Genomic DNA, 24,738 nt, shown 5'->3' with positions numbered 1-24,738 from the left:
ATCAAACAGATGCCTTTTTAAGGAATTCAGGTGCGTCTCGACACTCCAAATATGCACAGAACTCATCGTTAGATTGTGGCCGTCCAAACAAATAGCCCTGGCCAATACCGCAACCAGCAAGTCGTAGAACCCAGGCCTGATCAGCTGTCTCGATGCCCTCGGCGACAACCCGCTTGTCCATAGCAGATGACAAAGACAACACGGATTGCACAATTGCCATAGACTGAGCATCATCCGGCAGGTTTTTAACGAAGGACTGATCGATTTTCACCTTATCGACCGGCAGGCGACTAAGGTAACTCAAAGAAGAATAGCCCGTGCCGAAATCGTCTAGGGCAACACCAACGCCCATTTCCACGATCTCATCCAAAGTCTGGATAAATTTATCCTGTTTCGTCACGAAGACGCTCTCGGTGATCTCGATATCTAGACGCTCAACGGGCAATCCTGAAATATCTAGCGCGTGTTTGATGGCCCCTACGACGTCACCATATTCAAATTGCACGGCGGAAACATTCACCGCAATCTTTTGTGGCTTGGGCCAAACCATTGCATCTTGGCATGCTTTCACCAAGACCCAACGACCAATTTCAATAATCATGCCACTATCTTCAGCCACTGAAATAAACCTGTCCGGACTAACCCGCCCAAGTTCTGGATGCTGCCAGCGCACAAGCGCCTCAGCGCCGACACACTCGCCGTTTGATAGTTCGACTTGCGGCTGATATTGCAAATAGAGTTGGTCTTTATCAACAGCATCAAGAAGAGCCATTTCAACCTGTTGCCTGTCATGAATTCGTTCGTTGAGTTCGCGTTTGAACAGAAAATAGCTATTGCCGGGAATCTCTTTTGCTTCGGACAACGCCATATCTGCTTGAGAAATCAAATCCTTAGGTGAGTAGCCAGAGTTTTGAGTATCCGTCGCGCCAATACTCACCCCAATGAGGGCGCGGTGACCGTCCAGCGCATATGGTTCAGTTATTTTATTTATGATTTGCTCGAGCAGTTCGCCAACTTCTTCTTCGCTCATTACTTCTGGCCAAGCCCCAGCAAATCTGTCGGCACCAAGCCGTGCCACACTATATAGACCGCAATTCGCCAACCGATTGGCGACTTCAATCAGCAACAAATCGCCCGCTGCGTGTCCCAAGGTTTCATTGACATTCTTGAACCTGTCGAGATCGAGCAAGATCAACATTAAGGGACGTCGTGCACTTTCGTCTTCAAATACGAAGTTGCTCAACTCTTCTTCAAGACGCGCCCGTGTGTAAGCGCCCGTCAATGGATCATGGTTGGCCAAATAATCCATACGTTTCTGGTGATTGTGCCGATGCGTGATATCGCGGAACGTGAGACACGCCACATATTCAATTTCGTCAGTTGGCTTTAACTCAGTCGCGTTGGTTACTGATGACACAGTAACCGAATATTCGATGACGAGCGTTGGCTCCCCACTTTCATCTTTATTGAGCACATAAATGGGCGCAACCCGTGGCACTTGCCGTGTTGCGGCATCAGCAAATGCTTGATTGACCTCTTGATAAAGACGTTCTGGCAAAACCCCACTGGACGCGCCAACCAGGTGATCGCGCATGCTCAACATTTGTTCTGCGGGCGCACTTGCTGCCAGAATTTTGCGTTTGCTGTCGATAATCACAACGCCATCAAAATTGTCCGAAATCACCCGGTCCAAAATGGTCTGCATTCTAATGTTTTGCCCTGAGACCTGGCGAACCAAGATCTTTTGCATGTCCATGGCGTAGAACTGCATATAGGTAAACACCAACAAGCCACTGAGATGCACCCAAAATACATCAATGATTTGGCAAAATTGGCTTTGCAGAACAAAGGCGACGACCTCGATGCCAACAGAAAACCCAGCCAGCAAGAACGCTAATGGCACGAAGCGAATTCGTTTAAGGCGAGCAACCACAGCAATAAGCGGCAATATCAGGAGCCAGGGTGCAAAAACGTTTATTTGCTGAAGTTCACGACCTTGAAGACGTGTTTCTGCCGCCATCAACTGCACAAGGGGGCCAGGAATTCGACCATAATGCGGTACATCCAACGTGTCGCCCAGCTCCAACGACGATGCACCAACTACGATCTTTTTGCCTGCAATCCGAGCAACATCGACCTTATCATTCAGCAAGTCGATGACAGATATTCTATCAATCGATTTCACATCAATCGAGTAGTCGATAAAATAGGAGTTGTTGCTCTTTTCGTGTTCTTTAGGAGCAAACAAAGTTGGCAAAGAGGGAATGATATCCCCGTCGACAATGCCGTATTTGGAAAACATCCACACTTGCCCGTCTTTGTCCGGTTCGACATTGACTAGCGCTAAATCTGAATGGGCGACAAAACTATCTAACGGCTTGTTGGTGACCAAAATGGGATCACCATTTGTGTTGAACCCCAACTGCTGCAACGCGGCCAAAAAGGTAAATCCACCTGCGCGCTCCAGGGCCTGTGCGAATGCCAGATCGTTGTCGGCATCGGAACTGTTAGAAAAATCAATATCAAACGCGACTTCGCCGGCGTCTTGATCAATTAGTTTATCTAAAATGTCTGCGTAAATCGACCTAGGCCATGGCCAATGGCCAACTTCTTGCAAGCTGCGCGCATCAATATCAACGAAAACCAATTCGCCTGACGCTGGCACGTTATGCCCACTAAAACGCCATTCTTTGAAAGCGTTATCCGCACCGTGAAAGAACCCATTTTGCCCCGTTAGAAACAAAACCAGCGCTAACAAAAATAGAACCGCAAAATTTCTCAGCGATGCTCGCATAAAGGGTGCAACTCAACTCAACACGTTAATCAGCTCGTATTATGCCCGAGTTGCGTTACGACGCTCTTAATCAAAACCGATGGCTGGGAAATTGGCAGCTACTTTTTCTTGCCGTTGTTGCCGTTGTTGCTGCTATTGCCGTTGTTACCGTTGTTGCTGCTATTGCTGTTGTTACCGCTGTTGCTGCTATTGCCGTTGTTACCGTTGTTGCCGTCGTCGTCACTGTTGCCTTTGGCTTTGGTTTTTTCTTCCGAAGCTTGCTCAACCTTGACTTCTTCTACCGAATTTTTCGCGCTGGCAATTGCCTTGGCTTTTCCCGACTTTTTGGCAGCCTTCATTTCTTTCGCAGCAGCAAATGCCATATCTTTTTGAGAAAGTTTAGTCCCTTGTTGCGCTGCGATTGCCATCACATTTTCCATAATTACAGGAATGGATGGTCGCGCTTTCTCGACCTTTTCAAGGATTTGTTTCACAGAAAGAACTTTTCCAGTTTTCATAGATCGGATTGGTTCTTTTTGGCCCCGACCCTTCACCATGAGAACAGGTTGCGAATTCTTATCAATCTCAACATTTTGGCTCGGCATGACATCCACTTTCATGTCTGCCTTGTCGTCACGTGCCTCGACACGGCCGCGCTGAACTTTGATAGATGACTTTCCATCTCGCGCGCTGACCGTGAACTTCGTTCCCTTCACCACCGCAGCAAGCAATGGCGAACGGACCTCGAAGTGCTCTACATTGCGCTTTTCGACATCTACAGTGATTTCACCAAAATCTTGGGTGACCACGGTTCGGCTTGCCCCTCCAACATCAGAAATTCTGATGCGGGTATCGCCTTTAATATCGATTGTTTCTTTTCCACGGGCGAAGACGACACGAGCACGTTTCGCTGTTTGAATCGCGCTATCGTCTGATACGACATGTCCGCGTTCAATTTGCACCCATGCGCCGTTGTCGAACACAAACACGCCACCACGCAATTTTGTAGCCACCCAGTCATCAGCAAATGCTGCACCGGCCGCCCCCAAAATTAATATCGCGATTGCAATTGTCCGCTGGAAATGTCTCATTTGTCCGCCCCACTGTCCAAAACTAGGAATTCGACGAACACATTCACAATTTAACATATCGATTTAGTTAAACGGCGTTCAAATATTGGAACTGAGGTGAATCGTAAGTTAACACAAAGCCGAAACGCAAAAGGGCACCGTGAAACTCACGATGCCCCCTAAATTCAGCTTTGGTCAGGCAGTTACTTGTTCTGGCGATTTTCGATTAGATCATCAACAACACTTGGATCTGCCAAAGTCGATGTGTCACCCAACGCGCCATAATCGTTTTCTGCTACTTTGCGCAAAATCCGGCGCATAATTTTACCAGATCTTGTTTTGGGTAGGCCTGGCGCGAATTGCATCAAGTCAGGTGATGCAATTGGCCCAATTTCTTTACGAACCCAATTGCGCAATTCAAGCTTTAACTCGTCGCTTGGTTCTTCCCCGGCCATCAAGGTGACATAGCAATAGATGCCCTGCCCTTTGACGTCATGTGGATAGCCAACAACCGCCGCTTCGGAGACCTTATTGTGTGCAACCAAGGCGCTTTCGACCTCAGCGGTACCCATGCGGTGACCAGAAACATTGATCACATCATCAACGCGACCCGTGATCCAATAATAACCATCCGCATCACGACGACAGCCATCACCTGAGAAGTAATATCCCTTATAGTCCGAGAAATATGTTTTCACGAACCGGTCATGATCGCCGTAAACCGAACGCATTTGGCCCGGCCAACTGTCCTTAATGCACAACACGCCCTCGGCTTCTACGGACGTAACTTCCTCACCCGATTGCGGGTCGAGAATTACGGGCTGAACGCCAAAGAACGGGTTGGTTGCAGATCCTGGTTTGGTTGGTGTTGCGCCAGGAAGTGGCGTAAGCAGATGGCCACCGGTTTCGGTTTGCCACCATGTATCGACGATGGGACAATTGCCCTTGCCGACAATCTCATTGTACCAATTCCAAGCCTCTGGGTTGATCGGTTCCCCGACAGTACCCAAAATACGAATTGAACTCAGGTCGCACTTTTCAACATATTCGTTGCCCGCACCCATAAGGGCCCGAATGGCAGTGGGTGCTGTATAGAACTGATTGACCTTATGTTTTTCGCAAACTTGCCAAAAACGGGAAGCGTCAGGATAGTTCGGAACACCTTCAAACATCAATGATGTTGCGCCGTTCGCCAGCGGTCCATAAATGATATAGCTGTGGCCGGTGACCCAACCAACGTCTGCAGTGCACCAATAAATATCACCATCGTGATAGTCGAAGGTATATTCGTGGGTCATCGCTGCATAAACAAGATAGCCGCCTGTGGTGTGTAAAACACCTTTTGGCGTACCCGTTGAGCCAGACGTATAAAGAATGAACAACGGGTCTTCCGCGTTCATGCGCTCAGGTTTGCAGAAATCATCAACGCCCGTCGCAGCTTCGTGCCACCACACATCGCGGCCGCCCTTCATTGCAATATCGTTGCCGGTATTTTCAACAACCAAAATCTTTTCAAGACCAAGCGCGTGCTTGGCAGCTTCGTCGACATTCGCTTTCAGCGGCACTGTTTTGCCCCCGCGACGGCCTTCATCTGCGGTAATGACAATGCTTGACTTACAATCCGTAATTCGGCCAGCCAAAGCTTCTGGGGAAAACCCGGCAAACACGATCGAATGAACGGCGCCAATTCGCGTGCAAGCGAGCATTGCATATGCTGCTTCTGGGATCATGGGCAAATAAATCGTGACACGATCGCCTTTAGAAACACCTAAGCTTTTGAGCACATTAGCAAATCGACATACACGGCGGTGAAGCTGCCGATATGTGATGTGCATATCTGTTCCGGGTTCATCACCTTCCCAAATCAGCGCCACTTGATCGGCACGTTCTGGCAAGTGGCGATCAATACAGTTGACCGACACATTCAGTTCACCATCTTCGTACCATTTTATGGAGACGTCTGAGTGCTCGAAACTAGTGTTTTTGATTTTCGTGGGCGTCTTCATCCAATCAAGACGCTGAGCCGCCTCACCCCAAAAACCTTCTGGGTCGCTGACGGAGCGCTCATACATTTCTTTGTATTTGTCTGCGTCAATTTTGGCGTGTGAGACGATATTTTTAGGTGGATGATAAATGTTGTCACTCATCGAGCCACTCCTCCTCATTTTAAAGTCTACTAACAAGGGCATCACTGCCGGACTTACGGTTGGCGGCAAAAAAACTCGTACCGCACGTTGTCCCCACAACACCGTGATCAAATGGCTAAAGGGTTGCTCGCTCCGGGTCAATATCCTGAATTGGTTTTTTAGCCCCCAATACGACATTTGCGCAATTTAGCGACGATTTGCCCAAGCAAAGATTGTGGAAAGAATTGTGAAAGACACCTGCTGTAAGATGCGATGCGAATAGATGAGGAACATGCAATGCAAACCGCCTCGACGGACCAAACAGCAAATGAGACCGTAGCACCCGCGGAATTATCTGACTTGGGCTGGTTGCACCAATATGTGCACCAAGCAATTGATGAGTTGGATTTTTATTGCGACGAGTTCAAAGCATTTGAAAAAGCTCGGATTAGCCCGAATTTCCTGCGCGCCTTGTTCGATTACAATCCTGATCACCTCACCATCCTGAAAAAGGACGGTGTTCGAGCAGGCTTTATGGTCACGGGACCAGATAATGGCGTCGTGTTCCTTTATTGGAGCTATATTTTGCCGGAATTCAGGAAATCCAAACTCGCCATCTTGGGCAACAAGTACATTGTCGACCTTTTCAACAATGGCAATTGGCACAAATTGGTGACCTTCACCAGAACAGACAATCGCGGCGCTCTTTTGCTGCTCAAACGATATGGCTGGACCGAGGCCGCTCATTTGGAAAAACACATTTTTGGCGAAGACTACAAAATGTTTGAGGTCCAATATGAGAAAACGGTGCCCGGCTATCGACCTTTTATCGTAACCGGCCGTGTGGGACGCGCAGTTAAGCAAGTCAAAAACTGGATTTCGCAGTCCAAAAGGTAGATAGAAATGGCTGAGTTTATCAATATCGCCTTGCGTCCCATGGTTGCCAAACGCGCAGTCATCATCGCCCTAATTGTGGGAACAATCATTGCGATCATCAACTATTACGACAAAATGATGGGAGCTAACCTGTCCGCGAGCGACATTATCAAAATTGGGACGACATTTCTGGTGCCGTATGCTGTTTCAACAATATCATCAGTGCTGGCGATTAAAGAGAATGACTGCTCTTAGTCTTGAGGACCGGTGGTCTTAAGTGATTTTATCTTGCGCAAAATGTTGGCGCGCGCATCACGGATAAAGAACAAGCCATTGCCCAAAATACGCGGCAGCATCCAATGCGCATAATTCATCACTTTTGGCACAGTCGACACCACACCAGCTTTGCCCACCATCCCATTTTTGAATTGGTGTAGACCTAAAAAGCCATCGGTTCCGCCAAGGTCATACCATTTAATGCGTTTTTGTTGGGCCAACCATTTCATGATTTCCCAATGCATAAAATAGCCTGCGCGAAGCGGCAATGCCTTATCGTTGGTCGCGCCATAAAGATATACAGCAGTATCACCAGCGGTGAAAATCACGCCACCAGCAACAGGTTCGCCTTCATGGTGAACAAGGAAAAATTCCGGGCGTGCGCTTGGATCAATATTTTCCATGAGATGATGCAAGGAATTGAACGCAGAATAGTCTGGGAATTGCTTCCGATCCGTCATTTCTTTGTAGAGATCATAAAAAACAGGCATGCGGGAAACATCACAATGCTCAAACACTAGCCCATGTTTCTCACTTTTTTTGAGATGCGCCCGCCACTTTTGATTAAAACTGGCTCGCATCGCATCATCATCAATATGCACATTGACGAAATAGCGGTTTGGGTAAGGTAATCCAGAACCGGGTTCAAACCCGCGGGCACGCAACTGCTCTTCAGCAAAGTTGGTTTCTGCAGGCCGTGGGCGCGGCAAAATTGACAACATCATGCGTTTTTCAACCGCATAGAGCTGATTGAGTTTTTCAATTACGGCGTTGTGGATTTCTTCAGCATCCTCAGCACCAGCTTCCCGAACCATTGGGCCCCACTTGCAAACTGCGAGGCCACCAAGGCCCAACGGCGCGGCGCGGTACATCATCAAACATCCGGCAACCAACTCGCCATCGCGTTTGAAATGCAAACAATCAATTTGCATTTGTGGCCAACGTTCAGCCGCAAAAACATACATTTGCTCTTGGCAAACATTGTCAAACAGATGTGCAGTTTCATCCCAATGTGTGGCCGCGACTATTTCCATTTCAAGCTGATCGCTTGAGATGTGCGCCAACTGTTTTTGTGCCATCATGTCCGCAGTCATATCTGCCATAAATACCAAAGTGTTGATCAAATTTTGTTTTGGGTACTAATGCTCAAACAAATGAAGAGCTTAAATTCAGTATCTATCCAAATCACGAAAGACATAATTTGGAGTAAATCAAAAACAAAAACCCCACACTACTTCTAGCGCGGGGTTTGAAATGGTTGGCAAATTGTTAAAACTACATTTGTTCCAGCGCCTGATGACGCGTTTCCGCCCAGATGGCGTAATCCTTCATCGTCAAATCTTTGGCCGCGGCCTCATCCGCCACAACAATTGCATGTTCATGCATCTGTAATGCAGATGCCGGGCAAGATGCAGTGACTGGTCCTTCAACACATCCCCTTACCGCTTCGGATTTATGTTCACCAGTTGCCAGCATAACCACCTGCTTGGCATTCAAAATGGTGCCAATCCCCATGGTCATGGAGTCTGTTGGTTGAGACTCGTCTGGACCAAAGAAACGAGAATTAGCTTCGATCGTCGATTTGGTAAGCGTCTTCACGCGAGTTCGTGACGCAAGACTGGACAATGGCTCGTTAAAGCCGATATGGCCATTGATACCGATGCCAAGCAATTGCAGATCAATGCCGCCAGCCAGCGCAATCATCTCTTCGTAACGCACACATTCGTCGTTCGGGTTATCTGCAATTCCATTGGGCACAAAGGTCCGTTTCAAATCAATATCAATGTGATCAAACAAAGCTTCATTCATGAAATATCGATAGCTTTGGTTGTGATCGCCGCTTAGCCCCACATATTCGTCCAAGTTAAAACTCGTCGCTGCTGAAAAGCTAACTTCGCCCGCTGTCTGACGCTCAATAAGTTTTTTATAAAGCGTGGTAGGTGAGGAGCCTGTTGCTAGGCCTAAAATGCTTTGGGGTCTATCTTTGAGCTGTTGGACAAATAGATCGCATGCGAATTCTGCAACATCATCAGAATTCGGTAAAATAACTAGACGCAAGGAATTGCTCCATTAGATGATTGTGAACGTTAAAACGCCAAGCGATACATCGCCGCCTGATCGTTATATTTTGCTCTCGTCTCCAACCTCGGTCGAATAGACATATCTATCGCCGCGATAATAGGAGTGAGTAAATTCTACTGGCTTCCCGTCACGATCAAATGACGTTCGCTCCATATCAAGAATGGCAGATCCAGTTTCAACACCGAGATAACCTGCTAATTCTTTGTCGCAGTTGGTCGCCTTAATCGACTGCCGCGCCTTCACGGGGCGAAACCCGCTTGCATCCAAACAGGCGTAAAGACTGTCGCCCTCGGCCACGGCTTCAGCGTCAATCGCTTCAAGTGGAAAATAGGCAAGTTCATAGGCCATGATGCTGCCATCGGCAAACCGGATACGGCGAAAACAGGATACCCGGGTGTGCGGTTCAACGCCGAGCGCTTCGCAAACTTCTGAGATTGGTGCAACAAGCCCTTTGAAAACCAATTGCGAGCTCGGCTCCATGCCACGATTGCGGATATCTTCGGAAAATCCGTTTAGAAATTTCAGCGACTTTTCAAGGGATTGTGGCCTATTGCGGGGAACATATGTACCAAGACCACGTTTTTGAATGAGTTGGCCATCATCCAAAAGCGGCTTAAATGCGCGCCTGATGGTGACACGGCTTACACCTAACTTGTCGGAGAGCTCACGCTCTGCCAGCAAAAACTCTCCAGCGGACAGAATGTCATGATCAATTGCGTGTCTCAATGCTTCAGCAAGTAATTCATACCGAACACCAGGCCGCGCCAACGCTGATCTGAGGTGGACAATCAAATCCGCTTGCGAGACTTCAGACCCAACATTAACCACAGACACCACCACTTTTTTCTAGAAACAAGACTTTGCAAATTGGATTCGCACAGGACCATACACTAACCGGCATACCGATCAAATACCAATACAGCACCATACCGTCCACAAACAATACCAACAGGTCGTGTTTGTTAAAGTCCTGTACTATTTTGCAGAGGCACCGTTTCTAAAAAGTGGAATTGTTCCCGTCCAGAGGATGCGACATTGCTCGCTTCCTTTGTTGGTCCAGCTATGGGTTCGTGTGGAGCGAAAATGTAAGCTGTCGCCTTCATCCAAGACGATCTCTTCATTCTCAACGTAGGTCGTAATAGATCCTTCAAGAATGTAGATCACCTCTTCCCCTTCGTGGCTAACCCGTTCAGAGACATAACCAGGTGGCACAATTACGATGAAAGAAGACAACGACTTTCCTGCGAAATCAGCGCCAAGTCTTTCATATTTAAGAGAAGATTCGTCTACTGAGAAACTTTCGCGATCGCCCTTTTTGGTCCGTCCGCGATGAACCGCAGGCGAAGAAACAAAGAACTCCATTTCAACATCGAGCCCTTTTGAGATCATCGAAAGCGCGCCCAAGGAAGGCGTTGCCTGATCACGTTCGACTTGTGATAGAAACCCAACCGACAGCTTTGCCAACTCGCCAAGTGTCTTCAATGTCATATTCAACGCGCGACGGCGTTCGCGTATCAATCCACCTACGAGAGGTGAGCCCGAAGCACCATTTTTTCGCGTACTTTCAGCCTCATTCTCGAAATTTTCTTGGGATTGATCCAATTCAACATTGATCATTGTTGCATTTCCTGTCAAAATTTTTTCGATGGCGTAAAATAATTTTCACAACCATTGAACAGCCTACCTAAATTCGCTGAAAATCTCAAATTTTCGCTCATCAAATGTGAATAACTGTGTTTGCTCATACTAAGCTGAAACATGACGCACCAAAAAACAGTAAAGATCGCCAGATTTGAGGAATATTTGTGACAAGTTCGAGCCAAAAGTCCCGGATAACCGATGCACAAGCCTTTCAAGACTGGATTGCCGCAGCAAAATTGTCGCCGGGCTACAAGTTATTGACCATCATGGAACTGGATTTTGACGCCGGATTAGCCCGCCGCAGTTTTTCCTCAAACGAAACTGTGTATCCATCAGGCGGCAACAATCCTGGCGAATACAAACCGATCAGCCGAAACCAATGGTATGAAGATACTGTTGTTGGGCAACAGCCTTTCCTGGCGAACAAAGCGAGTGACATGGGCGATCAATTTCCGGATCTTTCAATTATTGAGAGTATTGGTTGCGGCTCTGTTGTGAACGTGCCGGTTGTAAAAGACAGTAAAACAGTCTCGGTCATCAATATTTTGCACGAAGAAGATTATTTTACACCAGAACGTTTTGCTGAAGCATGTGCATTGGCGCAAAAACTACTCGAAGCCAACATTCATTAAACTCCACTCTCGACGAACTTGATTTATGTGCCAATGCTGGTGCAAAAGAGGGTGGAAGTTTGACCCCAACAATCAATTTATGAGAATTTCGTGGACGCTGAAAAAATTATCGACGAAGCCGTGCAATTTCAAAATTACGCGATGTCCTTTTTAGATTGGGGAATGGCCCACGCTCAGACCTGGCTGGTTGCTTTAGTCGTGCTTGTACTTGGTTGGTTCGCCTCCAAATGGCTTTCCGCAATGGCTGGCAAGCTTATGCCCCATTCCAAAGCGCTCGACGAAACAGTCACCCCGATGATTGTCCAGCTCCTCAAATATATGATTTTTATCACCTTTATCGTTATTGCCCTTGGGCAAATGGGCGTGCAAACCAATTCAATCATTGCGGTAATTGGTGCGGCTGGTTTGGCTATCGCGCTGGCATTGCAAGGCACATTGTCAAACATCGCGGCTGGCGTAATGATTATCTGGCTGCGCCCGTTCAATGTTGGAGACTATATTGAATCAAGCGCCGTATCGGGAACGGTCAAACAGGTTGGCCTTTTCGCGACGCGCCTTAGAACGCCGGACGGTCTTTATGTTTTTACCCCAAATGCCAAGATTTGGGATGCAACGATCACCAACTATTCCAAAGAACTGACCCGCCGGCTCAACTTTGATGTTGGCATTGATTATGCGGCGGACATTGACCTTGCTCGCAAAACACTGATTGAAACAGTGAAGGCTGATGAGCGCGTGCTCAGCTCACCAGAACCCGTTGTCTATGTGATGAATTTGGGCGCCAGCTCGGTTGACCTTCAGCTCCGCGCATGGACACGTACGTCGGACCATTGGGAAACCCGCATGGCGATGAATGAAGCCTGCAAGAAGGCGCTGGACGCCGCAGGCGTAGACATTCCCTACCCCCACGTTCGTATTTTGGCGCCGGAGCTAAGCACAAAATAATTTATCCGCTGCCCTTGACCTGGAGCAACTCCAACACCCTATTAAACTGAGATAGTCAGAAGAAAGGGTGACCAAATGAACATTGGTGAAGCAGGAAAAAAGAGCGGACTTTCTCCGGACACTATTCGGTTTTACGAAAAACGCGGACTGATTTTCTCCACAAAGCGAGATCAAAAAGGACACCGTTATTACGCAGATAGCGACGTAAGTTGGCTAGGCCTTTTGGCTTGTCTGCGCGGAACCGGCATGCCCCTCTCTCACACTGAGACATTCACAAAGCTGGTCCAAGAGGGCGATCAAACAATTCCTGACAGGATCGACCTGTTGGAGGAGCATCGGATACATTTGCAAAAGAAACGCGCAGAACTCGACAAGTTCGAAAATCACCTGAATGAAAAAATTGCGTACTACACCGAGTTTTTGGACAAACAAAACAACCAAGCGGCGGAATGAACATGGAAAAAATTACACTTTGGGATGACAGAACAATACCGCGCCTTGGTTTCGGATGTTGGGCAATCGGTGGCCCGTTTTGGGCTGACGCAGTGCCGGTCGGCTGGGGTGTTGTCGACGACAATGAATCAAAGCGTGCAATTGCGGCGGCCCTTGATGCGGGCATCAAATTCTTCGACACCGCAGACGTTTATGGCGCGGGGCACTCTGAGATTGTTTTGGGTGAAGCCCTAAAGGGGCGAGATGATATTGTGGTCGCCACAAAATTTGGCAATCAGTTCAATCCTGAAAACAAACAAATTACCGGCCAAGCGACAGATCGGGCCTATATCCGATCAGCAGTTCAAGCTTCATTGAAACGCCTAAACCGCGATGTCATCGACCTCTATCAAGTCCATATTGAAGATTTAGAGGGCGATGCAGCAAAAAAGACTCAATCTGCATTGGAAGAATTGGTCAGCGAAGGGCTGATTGGCGCTTATGGTTGGTCAACCGACTATCCGGACAAAGCCAAGCAGTGGCTTGGCGGCAAAAACTATCGCACCGTTCAGCACGATCTAAACCTCTTCACACCAGCCACGCAAATGCTCGAACTGGTCAATGCAAACGAGATGATTTCCATCAACCGAGCACCACTCGCGATGGGGATGCTCGGCGGGACCTATAAGATCAATCATGCATTTGGCGAAGACGATGTACGGTCTGCCGACCTACCTTGGCTAGACAAAATGACAGGGATAAGTTCCTCAGAAGACGCGCAACAACGTCTTGATGGTGTACGCGAGTTGCTGACAACTGGCGGTCGAACGGTGACCCAAGGCGCACTAGGTTGGATTTGGGCACACAATGCAAGTGCCCTTCCGATCCCCGGCTTTAGAACCGTCGAGCAGGCCGAGAAGAACGCGCAAGCACTCGACTTTGGCCCACTCTCAGTCGAAACCATGCATGAAATCGACTTGGTCATTTCTGGCGAAATTTAAGATCGGCCGGGGCAATGGAAGTTGCCCCGGCGCTGCCACTCGGCTTAGTGGTCGGAGATGCCCATGTAAGCTCCTGAGCCCCAAATGCGTTCAACTTGCTTATTGCGGCCGCAAGTGAAGCGATAGAAATTATATTTCAGGCTGTTTTTCTTGTAATAATCCTGATGGTATTCCTCAGCTGGAAAAAAGGTCATTGCTGGCTGAATGACCGTCGCAATATGTTTGCCTAGTGTCGTTGCAGCTTGTCGTTTTGCAGCAACGGCGATTTTGGTTTCCTCGTCGTTTGCCGGGAAGATGGCTGTTCGATAGCTGTCACCACGGTCACAAAATTGCCCGCCAGCATCAGTCGGGTCGACCGAGCGGAAAAAGATATCAACCAGCTGACTGTAAGCGACTACCTTCGGATCGTAAGTAATCTCAACGGCTTCAAAATGGCCAGAATTACCTGCAGTGACTTGCTTATATGTTGGGTTGTCCAACGTGCCGCCCGTATAACCAGACTTGGCCTCAACCACCCCGGTGACATGTTCGAAGTCTTTTTCGATGCACCAAAAACAGCCACCAGCAAAATAGGCTTTTTCAGCCGCAAGGGCCGTTCCACCCCAAGTTGACACCAACATCACAATCGCAAAGATTAAACGCATTTCAATTCCTCATTTTGTTGATTGCATGCAATCAAACCTCGTCTTCACATTCAACTCACATTGGCTTGTGCCACAAAAAAGGGCGCCCAATTGGACGCCCCTTAGTTCAATTTAGTTAGCGGTCTCAACCAGCCATAGCGCCCTGAGCTGCAGCACCGCGATCAACTAACAAACGGTTGTATGCATTCAAGTATGCACGTGCTGACGCCACCAATGTATCAGGTTCGGCAGTGCGTCCAGAAGCAATTTTGCCGTCCATTTCCAACCGGACATGGGCGTTAGCTTGTGCATCGGTTCCACCGGTCACCGCATCAACCCCGTAATGAACAAGATGAGGATCAGCGCCGACGGCTTGTTTGATTGCATTGAAAATCGCGTCAACTGAACCGGTTCCCGAAACCTGAACTGACTTCTCTTCGCCTTCGATTGAAATTTTTAGATCGCAAATGTGCTCGCCACCTATGGTCGATGAAACACTCATGCCGACAAGTTTGATCTTGTCTTCGATTGAGCCCATTTCATCATCAACCAAGGCGATCAAATCGTCATCGTAAACGTTCTTCTTCCGATCAGCCAGTTCCTTGAACCGTACAAATGCTTCTTGGAAAGCGTTGTCGCCCAACTCGTAACCGAGATCTTTCAACTTGTCTTTGAATGCGGCACGGCCGGAATGTTTGCCCATGACGAGAGATGTTTCTTTGATGCCAACGCTTGCTGGGGTCATAATCTCGTAGGTTTCGGCATTCTTGAGCATGCCATCTTGGTGAATACCGCTTTCATGGGCGAAGGCATTTTTGCCAACAATCGCCTTGTTGAACTGCACAGGCGTGTTGCAGGCCGCAGATATAATTTTTGAGGCCCTAGCCAAATGGGTGGCATCAATTTCAGTGTGGAACGGCAGCGCATCGCCGCGTGTTTTCAATGCCATCACCAATTCTTCTAGCGCTGCGTTACCAGCCCTTTCGCCCAATCCATTGATCGTACACTCAACCTGACGAGCACCTGCTTGGACGCCAGCAATTGAGTTGGCTACGGCCAAGCCCAAATCATTGTGACAATGCGTGGAGAAAATCGCCTTGTCAGAATTCGGCACGGTTTCGATCAACGATTTGATCATCGCATAATATTCTTCAGGCACTGAAAATCCGACAGTGTCCGGTATATTAATGGTCGTCGCACCAGCATTAATCGCCGCTTCGACACAACGTGCAAGAAACTCAATCGACGTCCGTGTTGCATCCATTGCTGACCATTCTACGTCATCAATCAAATTGCGCGCTTGGGTCACTGAACTGATGACCATTTCAAACACTTCGTCTTCTGTTTTGTTCATTTGATATTTCAAATGAAGCGGTGACGTTGATACGAAGGTGTGAATACGTCCACGCGCTGCTGGACGAATAGCCGCCCCTGCCCTGTCAATATCCGCTGGAATTGCGCGCGCCAACCCGGCAATGACAGAGTTTTTCGAACGACGTGCAATTTCGGATACAGCTTCAAAGTCACCATTGGAAGCAATTGGAAAGCCAGCCTCAATAATGTCCACGCCCATATTGTCGAGCAACTCGGCGACCTGCAGTTTCTCTTCATGTGTCATTGTCGCGCCGGGAGCTTGTTCCCCGTCGCGCAACGTCGTGTCAAAAATAAAGACGCGGTCAGTATTGGATGTTGATGTGGTGCTCATGATTTAGTCCTAATGTGGTCGACCCCAAATAAAACAATTGCGGGCCGGAAATTTGCAATCTCTGGCTTTTGTTTTACTCCCCTAAACACCCGCTCTCACGCTGAGAACTGCCGGTACTCAGGGGCAAATAAGGAGTAGGTCTAGAAGGAGTGGGAGCTGTTTGCGCGCGCATGACAAATCACGTGCGGCGGCATTTGCCTGCACTCCCGTGAAATCTCTATGTAAAACCGCGTTTCGCATGATGCGACAACAACTCCAACGGTGCCAAATCGACACTTACAAAATCTATGTTCTTAAAACGCATAACAAAATTTTGCGCGCATGCAAACGCCAAATTTTAACAATTCAGTTCGCATGCCCTTATTTGGCGGCCAAACCGATCAGCTCGAAAAAGTAAGCACCGCAAAAACAATCACGAGTGTGGCAAAGCCTGCATTGATTATTCCGATCTTTTTGCCCATTGCACGCGCTGTCTTGTCTCCGGTCGCAATTTTGGGGCCGAGTGTCTTTGCATAAAAAACTGAAATTGTGAGCAGAACCACAAAGGAGAGCTTGGCAAAAAACGTCCAGCCCAGTGCCATAGGGTTAGGATATCCGAACACAAGCATCAAAATGCCTGTAAGCCACAAGAACGCAATCGCCATTCGAGCCAATGCAGATAGTTTTTTCACCACACCAAGCAGCGCGCGACCGGCATCACTTCCTATGTCTTGAATTTGCGTGCTTGTCACAAGGACAGATAAGCCAAACCCAATCCCCATGCACATGCAAAACAAGTGGATCATCAGCAAGATATTGGACAAAGTGGTCATCGCATCACTCCAAACGTTAAAGACAGACGATAGGCATCAGGCATCGGTAACACAAGCGCCTGCGTAACTACTCGCTCTCTTCGTCGAAAAACAAAGTCCCATTGGCCAGAATAACCGCATGTCCACCGATGCCGGCATGCACCAATTCGCCATTTTCATGCTTAATCTGCGCTTCAATTATGCTCGGGCGGCCCATGTCGTGGCCCTGTTTGATTGAAAAATCAGTCAGACCCTCAGTGCCCTGATAATATTGCTCTGATAACAATCCACATAGTGCCGCAGCCGCGGAACCAGTAGCAGGGTCTTCCTTAATGTCGCCCAAATCAACGAATGCGCGACTTGCAAACTGGGCGTGCCGATCACCTTCAATTGGTGCGAACGCATATACCTCATGGCTTTCGCCATTAAAAACGTTATGCCAGCCCCGGCGCTCCAGCTTGATGGAGGAAAGTACGGACGCGCTTTTGACAGGCACCAACACAAACGGAATGCCCGCGCTGAAAATTGCAGGGGAAAGTTGATCGGTTCCAATATCCTCAACTGCAAGCCCAAGCACTTTCGCCAAGTCTTCTGTCGATGGTGCTTCCCCAATCCGTTCCGGTAATTTGGGAAGACTAAATCGGGAGTGCCCCAAGCTTTTACTTTTTGGCGTTGTAAGGGCAACAATTGTACCCACTTTTTCTTCAAGTCGAATTGCTGTGACTTTTTGCCGTAAACCAAGCAAGACGGCGGCTCCGATTGTCGGATGTCCCGCAAATGGCATTTCACCCGCAGGGCTAAAAATGCGCAACTGTGCAACATGTCGTTCATTATCTGGGGATTGAATGAATACTGTTTCGCTAAGATTGAATTCTCTAGCAATGCTCAACATGGTTGCATCTGGGATCATATCTGCGTCATGCACTACGGCTAGAGGGTTTCCTTGCAGTCGTTTTTGCGTAAAAACATCTACAATGGTGTAAGATAATTGCACGGAACTTCCCCTTTGTCGCCTGATGCACCAGCACACCGTGACAGCATGACTTAAAAATACCGTTACGATGTCCGGGCTGTGAATGTTGAGCGTAAATTAAACCCGCAGATAGCCTTTTACGGCATTGACGATATTTTGTTGAAGCTCGTTATTCTTAGGCGCATTTTTCGACGCAGAAGCGTGGATAAGCGCATCCACAATCGCGATGACATCGCGTGCAGCTTGCCGCGGCTGTTCAATCTGGAAATGCTGTAAAACGTCAATCAAGGCATCCGCGATTTGAGCTTTTAAGTCACGTCCTGTTGCTTCGACAGGCAGGTCATGTTCCGCCAATGCCAATGTTTTGGCCAATCTGGGCCATTCCCCCTGCGCTTCGAGCGTTGCGCGAACAAGGCGGTTCATTACTTGTGTCAGGTCGTCATTGCGCTCCAACTTTGCCACATGACTGAAATCGTGAAGTAGCTTCTCGCGTTTTTGGCGCAGGATTGTCATCAATATCGCTTCTTTTGAAGGAAAATATTGATAGACCGATCCAACACTTACCCCGGCGACTTCTGACACCCGATTTGTGTTGAAGGCGGCGTATCCTTCACGATCCAGAATGCGAATACTGGCCTGCAATATCGCTTCAACCACCGCCTTCGAGCGAGATTGAACGGGCGATTTCCGGGGCTTTAGGTCGTCTGTTTGACGTGTCATGGAACGCGAGTTGTAACGTGAGCAATTACTCGTATCTTAAGTGAAATACAGCAAATGCACAACGGCCAGCGCCTAATTCATCGGCCAAATGAGCATACCAACTTTAAGACGGAGCTTTGCCATGGCAAAACCAACAGCCAAAACAGCAATCATCACTGGTGGCACAAGAGGCATTGGCCAACAACTGGCAAAATTGCTGGTTGAAAACAGCTACAAAGCGATCATTGTTGGGCGCAGAACCGATGCTTTTTTTGCCGAACATCTGGACTGGAAGTCTGAAGTCACCGGAATAGATTGCGACCTGTCAGACCCAATTTCAATCCAGTCATTACTCAAGGATGTGAAAGCCAACGACAAATCAATCGATTTGCTGGTCAACAATGCGGCTAGCCAAACCGAAATGGATTTTTTCGACTTCGCAAAATCAAAAAAGAACACAGACATCTCCATGAAGGAAATTGCTTTGAACTTGAGCGCACCGATCGCGCTAACGCTTGGTTTGCTGAAAGAATTACAGCTTTCACCCAACGGCACTGTGGTCAATATCAGCTCAGGATTAGCCCTAGCGCCCAAAACCTCGGCTCCCACCTATAGCGCGACAAAGGCCGGTTTGAGCTCATTTTCCAAAGGCTTACGGTATCAATCTGCCGCCAACGGCTCGCCAATAAACGTTGTTGAAGTGATGCTGCCAATGGTTGCAACCGACATGACCAAGGGGCGTGGTGAAGGCAAAATCTCGCCGGAGCAAGCCGCTCTTGAAATCTTCAAAGGCATCGAAAATGGAAAGTCTGAAATCTGGGTTGCGAAGGCTAAGCTATTGCGCATCATCAATCGGATTGCGCCTGAAATAGCTGCCAGAATTTTGCGATAAAAAAAGGGGTGCTAAAGAAGCACCCCTCAAGTTAGCTCTGGGAGAGCTAGGGTTTATTAGTTTGAAAGCTGGGGCTAAGCCCTAGTTGCGCTCTTTATCAACAAGTGCGCCAGCTTTAATCCATGGCATCATATCGCGAAGTTTTGCGCCAACTTCTTCGATTTGGTGCGCGTCATTGTTACGACGAGTCGCTTTAAACTTAGCAGCACCCGCACGATATTCCTGCATCCAATCTGAAGTGAATTTACCAGATTGAATATCATCAAGCACGCGTTTCATTTCAGCTTTTGTTTCTGAAGTAATGATGCGTGGACCAGTAACATATTCACCCCACTCAGCAGTGTTTGAGATAGAGTAGTTCATGTTGGCGATGCCGCCTTGATAGATCAAGTCAACAATGAGTTTTACTTCGTGCAAGCACTCGAAATAGGCCATTTCAGGTGCATAACCAGCTTCAACAAGTGTTTCGAAACCAGCGCGGATAAGCTCAACAACACCACCACAAAGAACAGCCTGCTCGCCGAACAAATCAGTTTCGCACTCTTCTTTGAATGTTGTTTCGATGATGCCTGAACGACCGCCGCCAACGCCAGAAGCATACGCTAAACCGATGTCTTTTGCATTGCCGGTAGCATCATGGTGGATCGCGATAAGGCAAGGCACACCGCCGCCTTTTTCATACTCGCCGCGCACTGTGTGGCCTGGGCCTTTTGGTGCAACCATAAGTACGTCAACGCTTTGTTTCGGCTCAATCAAGCCGTAATGAACGTTCAAACCGTGGGCGAAAGCAATTGCAGCGCCGTCACGAATGTTTGGTGCAATTTCGTCAGTGTAGATGTCAGCTTGCAACTCATCAGGCGTCGCCATCATCATCACATCAGCCCAGGCAGCAGCTTCGGCAACTGTCATCACTTTAAGGCCGTCTGCCTCAACTTTTTTCGCAGTGGCGGAACCAGGACGAAGACCAACAGCCAATTCTGTTGCGCCTGAATCTTTTAGGTTCAACGCATGCGCGCGCCCTTGGCTACCATAGCCAATAATTGCAACTTTTTTTGACTTGATCAGATTTAGATCTGCGTCTTGATCATAATAAACACGCATTGGTGTTATCCCTCTTATTTTCTTAATTCTGACGAGTTATCTCGCCGCTTAATTCATCGAATGCCGTATAGTGTCACAAATTGTTCGACTGCCCTTTTGGCATCGCGCACAACGTCTGTTTCGCTTAACACCAGTTCTTCCCCAAGCAGTAGACGGATTTGCACATCTCTGATCACTAGACCAAAAAAAGTTCGAAAAGCTTCTTCTTCGTCAGTGAAATGCAACAGTCCTGCACCCCGACCTGCTTTAAGAAGTGGCTTTAGCCGATCCCCTACTGCAAAACGACCATTCATCAAAACTGTTGTGCCAAGATTGCTCAATGGCCCAGCATGAGTGATTGCCAATCGATTTAGGGCAACTGAAATGTCACCGGAGATGACTTTGAGCCAATCAAAAGCAAACTGCTCCAAGTGCGACTGCAATGTTTCTTTTGACATGCGCTGTGGACCAACGGGTACTGTGCGTACCTTTGCCGCCTGCCACTGCACAATGGCAGTCAGAAGACCATCACGATCACCAAACCATTTATATAGCGACTCTTTTGAACATCGAGCACGACGCGCAACGCCGGTCATCGTTAGCTTGTCGCCAACCTCCACCAATAGCGATAGTGCAATATCTAGAACATCCTGCTGGCGTGCAGTTAGTTCTTCATCGCCTAGTCTTACCGCCTGAGCCACTACAATTCTCCAATGGTTAGATAATCATTAAGGAACCGTACCGTACGGTACTGAAGAATGCAAGCAAAAAGTGAAATTGAATGGGAATCGGCGGTTTAAGGTGAAAAGCCCTTAGCGTCCATATTGGTGACAACGCAGCCGTGCAAATGGACTATTCGCCTTCGCGAACTGTATATTCCCGCGGAATGTCTTTTGTAATTTTTGCCCACTCCGAAGCCTTGGTTCGTTCTTGATGCGCATCAAACGCCTTGCGGTCAACGAACATTTCGGCGACCTTTAACCGACCCTCAATTTGGGTCGAAGGCACGACTTCAAACGAAATACACCCCGGCTCCGCACGCGTTAATTCGATATGACGCGGCAGCGCAGCTTCAACGGCGCTAAGACGATCAAGCGGCACATCGATATGGCCGTTAAGGTATATTATGCCTGTCATCTGTTTCTTCCGGTTTGGTGTTGGGAACAAACACAAACTATGTTGGCCGTCACAAACGATCAATGGAAAAATTTGTCTCTACTCATCCCGCAATTGTTGGATGAAGAATGCCACTTGCTTGCCGGCAACATCACCCACATGCCTGAGTTTTAGGTGACGTCTAAACTTGCCCGTCCCTTCCAGCAAGCCATCGGGGTCTTGAAATTTTGCCCCAAACGAAAACTCAATTGAAACATGAGCCGTGTGGGCAAAATACCCACAAAGCCGGGTCGAATGTTCACCCGGCACGAGCTCAAGCATGATGCCGCCATACATTTCTCTGGCGACCCCCTCAGGAAGCAATTCAAGGATCAACTCTTCAAGCGCGGCGACAATCGCTTGTGGTTCGAATTCTGTCATCTACGTCGCCATTGGTGATGCAAGTTCGACAAGGCATCCGTTTAGATCCCGAACATAGGAGACGACCTGCCCCCAAGGCTTATCTACCGGGGCCAGCACTGGCTTGGCACCAGCATTCAAGGCGTTGGCATATGCAGCCTCGACATTTTCCGTCAGCAAACAGATTTCCCAACCTGCAGGAAGCTCTTTGCTTTTGTTAGGATAGATGGCGATGTCATTGTCTGTCGCAGCATCTTCGGACGCGAATGTAAGCGCAGTGGCGCCTGTTTCCATTTCAGCATAGGCGTTGCTCTCATGAATGAAACGTCGCTCTAGTCCAAACGCATTTTCATAAAACTCAACGGTTGAAACCACGTCTTCAACGTAGATTATTGTATAGCCAAATTTCATTTTTCAAATCCTTCCACCATTCGTTAGTATCAGAATAGGGAAACGGGTTGATCTGTTCTTGAACAAATCGGACATAATTAAATCGGCAAGCCGGGTAGCGAAAGCTGTTCGGGAATTTGGTTGGGTGAAAACCCACCAAACTGCTTAAAGGCACGTGTCATGTGGGACTGATCGGCATACCCAGCTTCAAACGCCGCATCTGAAATGCACAACCCGCGAATTGTTATCAAACGCAACGCCCGATGAAAGCGAATGATCGCGCCATATTCCTTTGGCGAGACGTGCACCGCCCGAACAAATTCGCGCCTGAAATGCCTGTCCGATACACCATTTATCGCACTAAGTTGCGCAACGGTGACGCGTCCGCCAGAAAGATGAAACTGGTCAATCGCATTCACCACCCATTTGGGGAAACTGACAATCGGCAGTTTTGAGATCGCAATCTCCAATGCATCTTTGAAATCTGCAACCGTTGCGAGGGCAGCGAGATCAACAGATTGCTTTTGGAAGAAACTGACCGTCTCATCCGTTCCAACCCTGTCTTGTTCAAACAACGCTGGCAAAAGTTTGCAAATAGCAGATGTCTGCTCAGGCCTAAGCCGAACACCAACCCAACTGTCCATCGCATTATATGAAATCTCAAACGACGTATTTGAAGGAGATGTGATAATCGGCTGAAGATCCTTGATCCGCAAGCCGTCCTTTACATAGCGAAAAATTATGTCCGACCGAGCATCTGGCAAAATAGTCGCTTGCCCGGAAGTTGTAGCCTCGAACGTCCAAAATTGCTCTGCCCAACGTTGATACTTTCGCGTCGGTGCATTTTCTAAATATGCTTGCACATTGCACCAAACAGTTCGGGCCGCACATAAACGCGGCCCGATGAAGGTAATTAGACGTTGGCCAATGCCTGCTCGATATCAGCAATGATATCGTCAGCATGTTCAATACCGACAGAAATCCGCACCAAGTCCTCTGAAACACCCGCAGCTTTCAGTTCATCCGCGCTGAGTTGACGGTGGGTGGTTGAGGCTGGGTGACATGCCAATGACTTAGCGTCGCCAATATTCACCAAGCGCAAAATCATCTGCAATGCATCGATGAACTTACCGCCATTTTCGCGATCGCCCTTGATGCCAAAGCTCAAAATGCCCGAAGCTTTGCCGTTTGAAATTTTGTCCGCAAGCGCATTGTAAGGAGATGACGTAAGCCCTGCATAGTTGACCCAAGCCACTTTGTCGTGTGCTTCTAGATATTCAGCAACCTTTTGCGCATTTTCACAATGGCGTTCAATACGAAGGCCAAGTGTTTCAAGACCCTGCAAAATCAAGAACGCATTCATCGGTGAAATGGCAGCGCCAGTATTGCGCAACGGCACAACCCGTGCACGGCCGATAAAGGCAGCTTCGCCAAGGGCTTCTGTGTAAACAACACCGTGATATGACGGATCAGGCTCGTTCAGAAGCGGGAAACGCTCTTTATTCGCGGCCCAATCGAATTTGCCGCTATCAACAATGATGCCGCCAATTGAGGTGCCGTGACCGCCGATATATTTCGTTAGCGAGTGCACGACTATGTCGGCGCCATGCTCGAATGGACGGCACAAATATGGCGTTGCAACGGTATTATCCACAATCACAGGCACGCCATGTTTATGGGCGATTTCGGCTAACTTTTGAATATCAACAATATTGCCCGCAGGGTTGCCGATGCTTTCGCAGAACACTGCTTTTGTATTCTCGTCAAATAGCTTTTCAATACCGTCAAAGCTGGCATCCACCATGCGTACATCAATGCCCTGACGTGGCAATGTATGTTCGAACAGATTGTAAGTGCCGCCATAAAGCTGCGCGACAGAAATAATATTATCGCCTGCTTCAGCGATTGTTTGAATCGCGTAGGTGATCGCCGACATGCCTGAGGCAAGGGCCAAACCTGCAATACCGCCTTCCATCTCGGCAACACGCTGTTCAAGCACCGCAGTGGTTGGATTCATGATGCGGGTATAGATGTTGCCCGCAACTTTAAGATCAAACAGATCTGCGCCATGCTGCGTGTCGTCAAACGTGTAAGAGGTTGTTTGATAAATCGGCACGGCCGCCGCTTTGGTGGTTTCTTCTGACGTATAGCCATGATGAAGCGCTAATGATTCCAGTTTCATCTGTTTGATCATCCTAATTTTTCACATTGAGATT

General features: G+C 48.2%; 26 protein-coding genes. 7 read left to right on the top strand and 19 right to left on the bottom strand.

Annotated features, from left to right (window positions below; genetic code table 11):
- Position 1 precedes the first annotated feature (1 nt).
- The 3 genes from AC2D8L_RS02295 to acs form a co-directional block, all read right to left on the bottom strand.
- Positions 2-2,794, bottom strand: a complete 2,793-nt coding sequence (locus AC2D8L_RS02295; RefSeq protein WP_484683836.1) for an EAL domain-containing protein — start codon at positions 2,792-2,794, stop codon at positions 2-4.
- 98 nt (positions 2,795-2,892) lie between these two features.
- Positions 2,893-3,864 (bottom strand): FecR domain-containing protein, encoded by a 972-nt coding sequence (locus tag AC2D8L_RS02290; protein WP_484683835.1) that lies wholly within the window; start codon positions 3,862-3,864, stop codon positions 2,893-2,895.
- A gap of 182 nt (positions 3,865-4,046) precedes the next feature.
- The gene (gene acs / locus AC2D8L_RS02285) at positions 4,047-5,990 is read right to left on the bottom strand and encodes an acetate--CoA ligase (protein WP_484683834.1); all 1,944 of its coding nucleotides are present in this window, start codon (positions 5,988-5,990) and stop codon (positions 4,047-4,049) included.
- A 276-nt stretch (positions 5,991-6,266) separates the two neighbouring features.
- Between acs and AC2D8L_RS02280 the strand changes: the two genes are divergently transcribed.
- Positions 6,267-6,866, top strand: coding sequence for a GNAT family N-acetyltransferase (locus tag AC2D8L_RS02280; RefSeq protein WP_484683833.1), 600 nt, complete (start codon positions 6,267-6,269; stop codon positions 6,864-6,866).
- 6 nt (positions 6,867-6,872) lie between these two features.
- Positions 6,873-7,100, top strand: coding sequence for a nitrate/nitrite transporter NrtS (nrtS, locus tag AC2D8L_RS02275; RefSeq protein WP_484683832.1), 228 nt, complete (start codon positions 6,873-6,875; stop codon positions 7,098-7,100).
- Here nrtS and AC2D8L_RS02270 read toward each other — a convergent pair.
- The 4 genes from AC2D8L_RS02270 to AC2D8L_RS02255 form a co-directional block, all read right to left on the bottom strand.
- Positions 7,097-8,224, bottom strand: a complete 1,128-nt coding sequence (locus AC2D8L_RS02270) for a lipid II:glycine glycyltransferase FemX (RefSeq protein ID WP_484683831.1) — start codon at positions 8,222-8,224, stop codon at positions 7,097-7,099. The genes nrtS and AC2D8L_RS02270 overlap by 4 nt on opposite strands.
- 172 nt (positions 8,225-8,396) lie before the next feature.
- Complete coding sequence (nagB, locus tag AC2D8L_RS02265) at positions 8,397-9,179, bottom strand: glucosamine-6-phosphate deaminase (protein ID WP_484683830.1); 783 nt, start codon at positions 9,177-9,179, stop codon at positions 8,397-8,399.
- A 63-nt stretch (positions 9,180-9,242) separates the two neighbouring features.
- Positions 9,243-10,031, bottom strand: a complete 789-nt coding sequence (locus tag AC2D8L_RS02260; RefSeq protein WP_484683829.1) for a GntR family transcriptional regulator — start codon at positions 10,029-10,031, stop codon at positions 9,243-9,245.
- Between the two features lie 147 nt (positions 10,032-10,178).
- Positions 10,179-10,820 carry a helix-turn-helix domain-containing protein gene (locus tag AC2D8L_RS02255; protein WP_484683828.1) on the bottom strand — a complete coding sequence of 214 codons (642 nt, stop codon included), beginning with the start codon at positions 10,818-10,820 and terminating at the stop codon, positions 10,179-10,181.
- Positions 10,821-11,008: 188 nt separating this feature from the next.
- Between AC2D8L_RS02255 and AC2D8L_RS02250 the strand changes: the two genes are divergently transcribed.
- From AC2D8L_RS02250 to AC2D8L_RS02235, 4 genes are all read left to right on the top strand, one after another.
- Entirely contained in the window at positions 11,009-11,476 is a 468-nt protein-coding gene (locus tag AC2D8L_RS02250; protein ID WP_484683827.1) for a GAF domain-containing protein, read from the top strand.
- 90 nt (positions 11,477-11,566) lie between these two features.
- Entirely contained in the window at positions 11,567-12,421 is an 855-nt protein-coding gene (locus tag AC2D8L_RS02245; RefSeq protein ID WP_484683826.1) for a mechanosensitive ion channel family protein, read from the top strand.
- A gap of 75 nt (positions 12,422-12,496) precedes the next feature.
- Positions 12,497-12,874, top strand: a complete 378-nt coding sequence (locus AC2D8L_RS02240; protein WP_484683825.1) for a MerR family transcriptional regulator — start codon at positions 12,497-12,499, stop codon at positions 12,872-12,874.
- A 2-nt stretch (positions 12,875-12,876) separates the two neighbouring features.
- Complete coding sequence (locus AC2D8L_RS02235; RefSeq protein WP_484683824.1) at positions 12,877-13,854, top strand: aldo/keto reductase; 978 nt, start codon at positions 12,877-12,879, stop codon at positions 13,852-13,854.
- Between the two features lie 44 nt (positions 13,855-13,898).
- Here AC2D8L_RS02235 and msrA read toward each other — a convergent pair whose 3' ends face one another.
- From msrA to AC2D8L_RS02210, 5 genes are all read right to left on the bottom strand, one after another.
- The gene (gene msrA / locus AC2D8L_RS02230) at positions 13,899-14,498 is read right to left on the bottom strand and encodes a peptide-methionine (S)-S-oxide reductase MsrA (protein WP_484683823.1); all 600 of its coding nucleotides are present in this window, start codon (positions 14,496-14,498) and stop codon (positions 13,899-13,901) included.
- 124 nt (positions 14,499-14,622) lie between these two features.
- Complete coding sequence (locus tag AC2D8L_RS02225; protein WP_484683822.1) at positions 14,623-16,182, bottom strand: 2-isopropylmalate synthase; 1,560 nt, start codon at positions 16,180-16,182, stop codon at positions 14,623-14,625.
- Positions 16,183-16,562: 380 nt separating this feature from the next.
- A complete protein-coding gene (locus tag AC2D8L_RS02220; RefSeq protein WP_484683821.1) occupies positions 16,563-16,994 on the bottom strand; it encodes a hypothetical protein in 432 nt (143 codons plus the stop codon).
- 67 nt (positions 16,995-17,061) lie between these two features.
- Positions 17,062-17,967, bottom strand: coding sequence for a PhzF family phenazine biosynthesis protein (locus AC2D8L_RS02215; RefSeq protein ID WP_484683820.1), 906 nt, complete (start codon positions 17,965-17,967; stop codon positions 17,062-17,064).
- A gap of 96 nt (positions 17,968-18,063) precedes the next feature.
- Positions 18,064-18,666, bottom strand: a complete 603-nt coding sequence (locus tag AC2D8L_RS02210; protein ID WP_484683819.1) for a TetR/AcrR family transcriptional regulator — start codon at positions 18,664-18,666, stop codon at positions 18,064-18,066.
- A gap of 121 nt (positions 18,667-18,787) precedes the next feature.
- On the opposite strand from AC2D8L_RS02210, the gene AC2D8L_RS02205 reads away from it, so the two are divergent.
- Entirely contained in the window at positions 18,788-19,537 is a 750-nt protein-coding gene (locus AC2D8L_RS02205; RefSeq protein ID WP_484683818.1) for an SDR family oxidoreductase, read from the top strand.
- A gap of 81 nt (positions 19,538-19,618) precedes the next feature.
- Here the strand turns inward: AC2D8L_RS02205 and ilvC are convergent, their stop codons facing one another.
- The 7 genes from ilvC to AC2D8L_RS02170 all read right to left on the bottom strand — a co-directional run bounded on the left by ilvC (position 19,619) and on the right by AC2D8L_RS02170 (position 24,704).
- Positions 19,619-20,638, bottom strand: coding sequence for a ketol-acid reductoisomerase (gene ilvC / locus AC2D8L_RS02200; RefSeq protein WP_484683817.1), 1,020 nt, complete (start codon positions 20,636-20,638; stop codon positions 19,619-19,621).
- A 53-nt stretch (positions 20,639-20,691) separates the two neighbouring features.
- Positions 20,692-21,318, bottom strand: coding sequence for a TetR/AcrR family transcriptional regulator (locus AC2D8L_RS02195; RefSeq protein WP_484683816.1), 627 nt, complete (start codon positions 21,316-21,318; stop codon positions 20,692-20,694).
- Positions 21,319-21,469: 151 nt separating this feature from the next.
- Positions 21,470-21,754, bottom strand: coding sequence for a putative quinol monooxygenase (locus tag AC2D8L_RS02190; RefSeq protein ID WP_484683815.1), 285 nt, complete (start codon positions 21,752-21,754; stop codon positions 21,470-21,472).
- A 78-nt stretch (positions 21,755-21,832) separates the two neighbouring features.
- Positions 21,833-22,153 (bottom strand): DUF1801 domain-containing protein, encoded by a 321-nt coding sequence (locus tag AC2D8L_RS02185; protein WP_484683814.1) that lies wholly within the window; start codon positions 22,151-22,153, stop codon positions 21,833-21,835.
- Positions 22,154-22,543 (bottom strand): VOC family protein, encoded by a 390-nt coding sequence (locus tag AC2D8L_RS02180; protein WP_484683813.1) that lies wholly within the window; start codon positions 22,541-22,543, stop codon positions 22,154-22,156.
- 77 nt (positions 22,544-22,620) lie between these two features.
- Complete coding sequence (locus tag AC2D8L_RS02175) at positions 22,621-23,385, bottom strand: helix-turn-helix domain-containing protein (protein ID WP_484683812.1); 765 nt, start codon at positions 23,383-23,385, stop codon at positions 22,621-22,623.
- A gap of 50 nt (positions 23,386-23,435) precedes the next feature.
- Positions 23,436-24,704, bottom strand: a complete 1,269-nt coding sequence (locus tag AC2D8L_RS02170) for an O-acetylhomoserine aminocarboxypropyltransferase/cysteine synthase family protein (RefSeq protein WP_484683811.1) — start codon at positions 24,702-24,704, stop codon at positions 23,436-23,438.
- Positions 24,705-24,738: the final 34 nt, after the last annotated feature.

The sequence above is a fragment of the Maritalea sp. YIW29 genome (assembly GCF_057219265.1).
This window is presented reverse-complemented; position numbering and strand designations above follow the sequence as displayed.